Here is a 7,577-nt window from a genome sequence, read left to right on the forward strand (position 1 = left end):
CAATAGTTTTATTCTTCTCTTCTGTGTCTAGCAAAGTCCTTTATCTCTTCCTCCTGATGAAGTTCAGAGGTGATCTCCCAGTGAATAACATAGGTCAATATAAGTCGTAGAACGATAATAGTACCTAATACTTTTATCTCATCCATTGTACGAACTAAAATTGTCCTGAGGATTTCTCCACCTAATTTAAATTCAAGGCCTAATGCCAAACCCTTAGCTAGTTCGATTTTTATACAGGTATCATTAAATTTTAATTTCTCTTTAACATACTTTAAAAAACTTCTTACACCAGAATAACCTATAATAAAGATGCCAATTAGCTCTAAAATATGAATTACGAAGACAACCAATGCTTCAATCAAATGTTCAAACTGTTCTAGCATAGTATTCCTCCTAGAAGATGGGATTCTTTTGTACTTTTATAATAGTATGTCCAATCTTTTCTAGACAAAACTAAAATCCTACTGCTTTTACACAGTAGGACTTTAGCAACTATTAAGATATCAATCTGGTTAACCCTAAGATAACTAAGATACATCCTGGAATAAATGAAGTTTTTTCCTTTAATCGAGAGGCTAAATAGTTTTTGCCTATATGAATGCCTGACAGCAGGAATACTAAATTTAATATAGCTACCAATAATAAAGTAAATAGGATCGTCGTGATAGAGGAAAGTGAAACCGCAATTCCAATAGCTAAGGAATCGATGGCTAAAGCTATTCCTAATACGATAGCTTCTTTTGTGTCAATTACTCCAGAAATATCTAGATCTATCTTTGCAGGATCTCTCAATACATTTATTGCAATTCCCAAAGAGTCAATACTGATAATTGCAATAGAAGTAGGTTGGTGGACTTTTTCCTTAGGAAACCTATAATTTAACCAGCCTTGAATCAAAAACCAAATACCAATAACCAATAGTATACCTGCCCCTATCAAATTCGTAGCGACTTCCGGTACCAATCTTGTTAAAAGATTTCCGGCAAAAAAACCAAGACTTAGAAGGGCAACAGAAATAAAATCTAGTATAACAAGAGAGTATAAAGGAACTTTTATATTTTTTATACCATAAGCTATGCCAACACTGAAACTATCCATGCTTATGGCGATGGCAATCAAAAGACCTTCAATCATGTGATCCCTCCTTAAATCATCATCTCCTTACCATATTATGTAGCATGGGGCAAGGGGTGACAAAATTTAATATTGCGAGTAATAAAAATCTTGAAGAAAAGATAGTGGTATGATATGATGTAAAGAAAATTCAATATAAGCTTTATTAAATACTTTCAGGGCGGGGTGAAATTCCCCACCGGCGGTAACGTTTTATGCGAAGCCCGCGAGCCTTTTGGTTGATCTGGTGAGATTCCAGAGCCGACAGTATAGTCTGGATGGGAGAGAGTATAGTATTATATTACTGTTGATTACATATGCTTTTATATGGTAGGCACTTAATAAATCAATGAACAGTGATATTAATTATATCAATCATACCCTGAGGTAAAATCTCAGGGTATTTTATTTTGTTAAAAAGAAAAAAATAGGAGAAATGGAGGTGGTATTGTGGAGGAGAACTATATGGAAAGAGCCCTTACTTTGGCAAAACTAGGATGGGGGAAGACAAGACCAAATCCTCTAGTGGGGGCTGTGATTGTAAAGGAAGGAAAGGTTATTGCTGAAGGATATCATCATTATTATGGTGGAGATCATGCAGAGGTAGATGCATTAAAAAAAATAAAATTTCTTGCTAAGGGAGCTGCGATTTATGTAAATTTAGAGCCCTGCTCACATTATGGGAAAACACCCCCCTGTGTAGAAGCTATCATAAAAAGTAAAGCGAAAAAGGTAGTTGTTGCACTACAGGATCCTAATCCACAGGTGGCAGGTAGGGGGATAAAAATACTTAGGAAACATGGAATAGAAGTGGTATTAGGAGTTTTGGAAGAGGAAGCAAGAAAGCTAAATGAAATTTTTATTAAATATATTACTACATCTAAGCCCTTTTGCATTTTAAAAACCGCAATGACCTTAGATGGCAAAATTGCCACCTCAAATGGAGACTCAAAATGGATTACTGAAGAGGATGCAAGGGCATACGGTCATCATATAAGAGATCGAGTAGCTGGAATCATGGTGGGAATTTCTACCATATTAGCGGATGATCCTCAACTAAACACCAGAATTCTCAACAAAGAAGGAAATCAGCCAGTACGAATTATTGTAGACAGTAAGCTCAGGATTCCTTTAGAAGTCAATGTGGTGAAGACTGCGAAACAACAACCAACGCTTATTGCAACTACCAATAAAGCTTCAAAAGAAAAAATAGAAGAACTAGCTAAATTGGGGGTGGAGGTGCTAATGGTTGAGGAGAAAAACGGAAAAGTAAATCTTGAGGATTTAATGATACAACTAGGACAGAGAAAAATAGACAGTATTCTATTGGAGGGGGGAGGCACCCTGAACTATTCAGCCTTAGATGTAGGAATTGTAGATAAGGTCATGTGTTTTATCGGGCCTAAGATTATTGGGGGAAGAAATGCCATTACACCAGTAGAAGGTACTGGTAAAAGCTTAATAAAAGATGCTTTCATTGTAGAGGATATTTCTCTTGAAAAATTTCGGAAGGATATTTTGATAGAGGGTTATATCAGAAGGAGAGGATAGGTTGTGTTTACGGGAATTGTTGAAGAAATAGGTAGAATAAGGAGAATTCATCAAAGTGGAGATGGTGCTAGCATTATCATTGAAGGAAAAAGAGTTTTAGGAGATGTGAAGTTGGGTGATAGCATAGCTACTAATGGTGTATGCTTGACAGTAAATCAGTTTGATACTTCTAGTTTTCAAGTAGATGTTATGGCAGAAACCATGAGGCGTAGCAACTTAAAGAATTTGAAAACAGGTGATTTAGTGAATTTAGAAAGGGCGGTGGCAGTAGGGGATCGTTTAGGGGGACATCTTGTCAGCGGACATATCGATGGGGTAGGGGTTATTAGTAATTATGATCAAGAGGACAATGCAGTATGGATCACAATTGATGTAGAACTAGAATTATTGAAATATATCATTTTAAAGGGGTCTATTGCAGTAGACGGTGTAAGTCTTACGGTAGCTTATGTAGATGAAAAGTGTTTTAAAGTCTCTATCATCCCTCATACCCGAGATGAGACAATTTTAATTAATAAAGGAGTTGGGGAGCTGGTAAATTTGGAATGCGATATGATTGGAAAATATGTAGAAAAATTAATGTTTTATAACAAAGATAAGCAAGAAAAGAAGGATATTTCATTAGATTTTTTGGCACAACATGGATTTATAAAATAAAGGAGGAAAATAAATGCAATTTCAGTTCAATACCATTGAAGAAGCATTAAAGGATATAAAGATCGGAAAAATGATTGTAGTAGTGGATGATGAGGATAGGGAAAATGAAGGGGATTTGGTGGCGGCAGCTCAATTTATCACTCCTGAAACCGTTAATTTCATGGCGAAATATGGGAGAGGCTTGATTTGTTTACCTATGCTGGAGGAAAGGTTAAAACAGCTTCAAATGCCACAAATGGTTCAAAATAATACAGATGATCATGGAACAGCCTTCACTGTTTCCATTGATGCGGTGGAAACCACTACTGGAATCTCTGCTCATGAAAGGGCTATTACAATCCAAAAAGCTGTGGCTCCTAATACTAAGCCAGAGGATTTTAAAAGACCAGGACATATTTTCCCTTTAGCAGCTAAGAAAGGCGGGGTTTTAAATAGGACAGGCCATACAGAGGCATCAGTAGATTTGGCTAGACTGGCGGGCTTATATCCTGCAGGGGTCATTTGTGAAATTATGAATGAAGATGGCACGATGGCTAGAGTTCCAGAATTAATGGGATTTGTTAAAGAGCATCGTTTAAAAATCATTACTATTGCTGATTTAGTTGCTTATAGAAGAAAAAATGAAAAATTGGTAGAACGGGTAACAGAAACCCATATGCCTACAAAGTATGGAGATTTCAAAATAGTAGGTTATATAAATAGCATGAATGAAGAGCACCATGTGGCCTTAGTTAAAGGAGAAATTCATGGAGATGAGCCAGTGTTAGTAAGGGTACATTCCGAATGTCTGACAGGAGATGCTTTTGGCTCTCTAAGGTGCGACTGCGGTGAACAATTTGCAGCAGCTATGAACAAAATCAACGAAGAAGGTAAAGGAGTACTTTTATATATGCGGCAGGAGGGTAGAGGTATTGGCTTAATTAATAAGTTGAAAGCTTATGCTTTACAGGATGAAGGGTATGATACAGTGGAAGCAAATCTTGCTCTTGGTTTTCCGGAGGATATGCGAGAATATGGGGTTGGGGCTCAAATATTAAGGGATCTGGGTGTGAAAAAGATAAGATTGATGACCAATAATCCTAAAAAACTTATAGGGTTAGGGGGTTATGATTTAGAGATCGTAGACCGAGTAGCTATTCAAATGAACCATAATGAGAGAAATGCCCGTTATTTAAAAACAAAACAAGAAAAGCTAGGACATCTATTAAAATTCAAGGAGGAAAAATAAAGATGAAGACATTTGAAGGTCAATTAACTAGTAAAGGTTTAAAATTTGGCATTGTTATAGGTAGATTTAATGAATTTATAGGGAGTAAATTATTAGGTGGAGCCATAGATGCGATTAAAAGACATGGTGGAGAAGAAACTAATATAAGTATTAGCTGGGTGCCAGGGGCCTTTGAAATTCCATTAGCAGCTAAGAAAATGGCTAAGTCTGGGAATTATGACGCAGTTATATGTTTAGGAGCAGTTATAAGAGGAGCTACACCTCACTTTGAGTATGTAGCTGGTGAAGTAACAAAGGGTATTGCCCATGTGGGATTAGAGCTAGAGCTACCAATTATATTTGGCGTTCTTACTACTGATACAATAGAACAGGCTATTGAAAGGGCAGGGACAAAGGCCGGTAACAAAGGATTTGAAGCAGCGGTCACTGCAATTGAAATGGCAAACCTTCTAAAAGAAATAAAATAATGGATAGGTGCTAACTAGCACCTATCCATTATTTTATTTCTATTTTACATTCTATTTTACAGCAAATTTATTTATTTAGTTGAATTTTTTATTTTCATAACATATAATTATACTGCTAAAATAAAACAACCCATCTATAACCTATTAAGGTATTTCTTAATTTCCCATTTTCTTATGTGTAATAAATTTACAACTTAACCAATTGTCAATCTATAAAGATGATATGTTTTTTAAAACACAAGAAAGCGCACTAAAGTGAGCTTATGTTTAATATCAGATACAAGGGGGTAGAATTATGAGTAAATCAATAGGGCGGGAAGAACAGGCTACACAAGAAAGAAGTGAAAAAATGCACAAAAAAGCTATTGAAGTTAGTGAGAAAGTAAAATTTAGAGTGATATCTATTTACGCAGTTTTTGTATTAATATCTGCTTTTATCTTTAATAGCCCCTATGAAATTATGACGGGTATGATGCATATCATAGTAGCGCCTAGTATATTGATAACTGATTATATGGCAGTAGGAAATATAGGAGCGGCCTTATTTAACAGTGGGATATTGATGCTTCTTGCAATTTTTATTACAAAGAAGTGCAAGGTAAATATGAATGGACCCATCATTGCTGCTATTTTTACAATAGGAGGGTTTGCTCTTTTTGGTAAAAATTTGTATAATGTATGGGGAATATTTTTAGGGGTTTATCTATTCTCAGTCGTTCAGAAAGAAAAGTTCAGCAAGTTTATCCTCATTGCATTTTTTGGTACAGCGTTAGGTCCCTTAATTAGTCAGGTCACTTTTGATCTAGGCTTTACAATAATAAACGGCTTGATTTTAGGAAATATTATTGGTGTTATAGCAGGCTTTATCTTACCACCTCTTGCTAATCACTTTATTAAATTTCATCAGGGTTTTAACCTATATAATATGGGTTTTACAGCTGGTATGGTGGGAACAGTATTTATGGCGCTTTTTAGAGCGTTTGACCTGCAAACTGCTCCTACATTAATTTTACTAGAAGGATATAACCGTGTGTTAGGTATGTACTTATTTTTGATCTTCACTTCTATGATTATCGTGGGACTTATGTTTAACAATAGGAGTTTTAGCGGTTATAGAAGGCTTTTAAAATACTCAGGAAGGCTGGTGGCGGATTACGTTAATTTAAGCGGATTTGGCCTGAGCTTTATTAACATGGGATTACTTGGGATGGTAACAACACTATACGTATTATTAGTAAATGGACAGTTAAATGGTCCAATTATTGGTGGAATATTTACCGTAGTGGGTTTTGGAGCTTTCGGTAAACATATTAGAAATATAACGCCTATATTACTAGGAGTATACCTAGCTTCACTATTCAAAATTTGGGATACCAACGCAATCGGACCACTATTAGCAGCATTATTTGGAACAACATTGGCACCTATAGCTGGAGAGTTTGGTGCCATCAGCGGCATTGTTGCAGGATTCTTACACATGGCCATGGTAATGAATGTTGGGTATCTGCATGGGGGTATGAACTTATATAATAATGGGTTTGCCGGTGGAATGGTGGCAGCTGTTCTTCTACCAATAATTGATTCCTTTAAAAAGGAGGAAGAGTAATTTGACACATGATAAAATGAAAGCAATAAAAATAGTAGATGAATTAATGAGTTTTTATCTTAAAATTGGCATAGTAGATATTCATATTGATTTTAACTATGGAGAAAAACAAACTGAAGTACATTTAAGGGGAGAGTGCCATAACCCACCAATTAAAAAGCTTGAGAAACTAGAAACGGTTTTAAACACACCCCGACAACCTGAGTTAGAAGAATACTACTGGGAACTTGTAGGGAACAGCGATTATTATCAGGAAATTACATTGTTAGGAGCGTTAGTAGATTCTGGTGAAGTTGACTATAGTGATCACCAATTAAAAGTTAAAGTTATAAGAAAAAGATGATTATTACAATTTCAAAAGCATTTTAAAATACAACAAAACCCCTTGACAGAGAAAAAGAAAGATGATATATTGATATTCCGCCGTTATTAGACGGCGGTTAATAAATATTTTAATAGTTACGGGAACTTTCAAAAAAGAGTTGACATAATGCGAGAAACCAGGTATAGTAGTAAAAGTCGCCAGAAGCAAGGGGCGGCGGGTAAGAAACAAAAAAACTTTTAAAAAAGAGTTGACAAGCAAAAGAGATTCTGATAAAGTAGTACGAGTCGCCGCTAGTAGGGGCGACGGGATAGAAGAACAAAAGAAACAGTAAAACCTATATCATATAAAAGAGAAGCTGGTAAAACAGCAGAGAAGAAAACGATAAAAAAAGTGTTGACATAATACGATGGATATGATATAGTAATAAAGTCGCTGAAAAGCGGCGGATGATAAAAAGGTCTTTGAAAATTAAACAGTATAGATATTAAGCCAGCAAAGAAAAGCATCTATTCAATAAGAATAGAACCCAGAAATTTTTTATTAAGAGTTTGATCCTGGCTCAGGATGAACGCTGGCGGCGTGCCTAACACATGCAAGTCGAGCGAACCGATTTATTGGAAGCCTTCGGGT

8 protein-coding genes, 1 rRNA gene and 1 riboswitch are annotated in these 7,577 nt (G+C 35.8%); of the genes, 7 read left to right on the forward strand and 2 right to left on the reverse strand.

The window, feature by feature from the left end; translation table 11 throughout:
- Window positions 1-8: 8 nt before the first annotated feature.
- Window positions 9-383 carry a DUF1622 domain-containing protein gene (locus tag CHB72_RS11565; RefSeq protein ID WP_089283028.1) on the reverse strand — a complete coding sequence of 125 codons (375 nt, stop codon included), beginning with the start codon at window positions 381-383 and terminating at the stop codon, window positions 9-11.
- A gap of 112 nt (window positions 384-495) precedes the next feature.
- Window positions 496-1,134 carry a sporulation membrane protein YtaF gene (ytaF, locus tag CHB72_RS11570; protein WP_089283029.1) on the reverse strand — a complete coding sequence of 213 codons (639 nt, stop codon included), beginning with the start codon at window positions 1,132-1,134 and terminating at the stop codon, window positions 496-498.
- Window positions 1,135-1,281: 147 nt separating this feature from the next.
- Window positions 1,282-1,407, forward strand: a riboswitch (FMN riboswitch).
- Between the two features lie 156 nt (window positions 1,408-1,563).
- Here ytaF and ribD point away from each other — a divergent pair.
- From ribD to CHB72_RS11605, 7 genes are all read left to right on the forward strand, one after another.
- Complete coding sequence (gene ribD, locus CHB72_RS11575) at window positions 1,564-2,664, forward strand: bifunctional diaminohydroxyphosphoribosylaminopyrimidine deaminase/5-amino-6-(5-phosphoribosylamino)uracil reductase RibD (protein ID WP_242975108.1); 1,101 nt, start codon at window positions 1,564-1,566, stop codon at window positions 2,662-2,664.
- Window positions 2,665-2,667: 3 nt separating this feature from the next.
- The gene (gene ribE, locus CHB72_RS11580; protein ID WP_089283030.1) at window positions 2,668-3,321 is read left to right on the forward strand and encodes a riboflavin synthase; all 654 of its coding nucleotides are present in this window, start codon (window positions 2,668-2,670) and stop codon (window positions 3,319-3,321) included.
- A gap of 13 nt (window positions 3,322-3,334) precedes the next feature.
- On the forward strand, window positions 3,335-4,549 hold the full coding sequence (locus CHB72_RS11585; protein WP_089283031.1) for a bifunctional 3,4-dihydroxy-2-butanone-4-phosphate synthase/GTP cyclohydrolase II: 1,215 nt from the start codon (window positions 3,335-3,337) through the stop codon (window positions 4,547-4,549).
- 2 nt (window positions 4,550-4,551) lie between these two features.
- Window positions 4,552-5,016 carry a 6,7-dimethyl-8-ribityllumazine synthase gene (gene ribH / locus CHB72_RS11590; protein WP_089283032.1) on the forward strand — a complete coding sequence of 155 codons (465 nt, stop codon included), beginning with the start codon at window positions 4,552-4,554 and terminating at the stop codon, window positions 5,014-5,016.
- Between the two features lie 295 nt (window positions 5,017-5,311).
- Window positions 5,312-6,622, forward strand: coding sequence for a DUF1576 domain-containing protein (locus CHB72_RS11595; RefSeq protein ID WP_089283033.1), 1,311 nt, complete (start codon window positions 5,312-5,314; stop codon window positions 6,620-6,622).
- Between the two features lies 1 nt (window position 6,623).
- A complete protein-coding gene (locus tag CHB72_RS11600) occupies window positions 6,624-6,965 on the forward strand; it encodes a hypothetical protein (RefSeq protein ID WP_089283034.1) in 342 nt (113 codons plus the stop codon).
- A 518-nt stretch (window positions 6,966-7,483) separates the two neighbouring features.
- Window positions 7,484-7,577: ribosomal RNA gene (locus CHB72_RS11605) — 16S ribosomal RNA — on the forward strand; the annotation flags it as partial.

It is taken from the genome of Anaerovirgula multivorans (assembly GCF_900188145.1).
Taxonomy (GTDB): Bacteria; Bacillota; Clostridia; order Peptostreptococcales; family Natronincolaceae; genus Anaerovirgula; species Anaerovirgula multivorans.

Excerpts from the sequence above, each read along its gene's own strand:
- CHB72_RS11595 (WP_089283033.1), top strand. The coding sequence starts at position 5,312 with ATGAGTAAATCAATAGGGCGGGAAGAACAGGCTACACAAGAAAGAAGT.
- CHB72_RS11585 (WP_089283031.1), top strand. The coding sequence starts at position 3,335 with ATGCAATTTCAGTTCAATACCATTGAAGAAGCATTAAAGGATATAAAG.
- ytaF (WP_089283029.1), bottom strand. The coding sequence starts at position 1,134 with ATGATTGAAGGTCTTTTGATTGCCATCGCCATAAGCATGGATAGTTTC.
- CHB72_RS11565 (WP_089283028.1), bottom strand. The coding sequence starts at position 383 with ATGCTAGAACAGTTTGAACATTTGATTGAAGCATTGGTTGTCTTCGTA.
- ribH (WP_089283032.1), top strand. The coding sequence starts at position 4,552 with ATGAAGACATTTGAAGGTCAATTAACTAGTAAAGGTTTAAAATTTGGC.